The sequence below is a fragment of the Nonomuraea basaltis genome (assembly GCF_005893125.1).
GTDB classification, from domain to species: Bacteria; Actinomycetota; Actinomycetes; order Streptosporangiales; family Streptosporangiaceae; genus Nonomuraea; species Nonomuraea basaltis.
Genome location: NZ_VCJS01000607.1, coordinates 1 through 880, shown reverse-complemented (window position 1 = coordinate 880; position 880 = coordinate 1). Strand labels below are relative to the sequence as shown.

At 71.0% G+C, this 880-nt stretch carries 1 protein-coding gene; it reads left to right on the top strand.

The features are described 5' to 3' along the window. Window positions 1-880: molybdopterin-dependent oxidoreductase (locus EJK15_RS69645; protein WP_171075451.1), on the top strand; the 880-nt coding region annotated here is incomplete at both ends.

Sequence of the window (880 nt, the reverse complement as noted above, 5' to 3'; positions counted from 1 at the left end):
CACTACGTCGGCCAGGAGAAAGTCCGCCCGATCACCGGCTTCCAGCACCTGGCCTTCGCCTTCGACTGGCAGCGGCCCACGAGGCACATGGCCGGCACCGCGTTCTGGTACCTGGCCACCGACCAGTGGCGTTACGAGCGCATCCGCGCCGACGAGCTGGCCAGCCCGCTGGGCTCGGGCATGTTCGAGGGCCGGTCTTTCGCCGACTGCAACGCTCAGGCCGCGCGGCTGGGCTGGCTGCCGTCGCATCCGACGTTCAACCGCAACCCGCTCACGCTCGCCGACGAGGCCGCCGAGAAGGGCATCGGCGTGGCCGAGTACGTGGTGAGCGAGCTGACCTCCGGCAAGCTGCGCTTCGCCGCCGAGGACCCAGGAGATGCGGCCAACTTCCCGCGCGTGCTGACCGTGTGGCGGGCCAACCTGCTCGGCTCCTCCGGCAAGGGCAACGAGTACTTCCTGCGCCACCTGCTCGGCGCCGACGCAGAGACCCGCAACGAGGAGACCCCCGAGGGCCTGCGGCCCGCCGAGGTGACCTGGCGTGAGGAGGCTGCGGAGGGCAAGCTCGACCTGCTGACCGCGATCGACTTCCGGATGACGTCCACGGCGCTGTTCTCCGACGTCGTGCTCCCGGCCGCCACCTGGTACGAGAAACACGACCTGTCCAGCACCGACATGCACCCGTTCGTGCACGCCTTCAACCCGGCCATCGCCCCGCCCTGGCAGACCCGCCCCGACTACGACGCCTTCCTCGGCCTCGCCGACAAGTTCTCCGAGCTGGCCGCCCGCCACCTCGGCAAGCGCACCGACGTGCTGGCCGTCCCGCTCACCCACGACACCCCCGACGAGCTGGCCCAGCCCGGCGGCCGGGTGCGCGACTGGA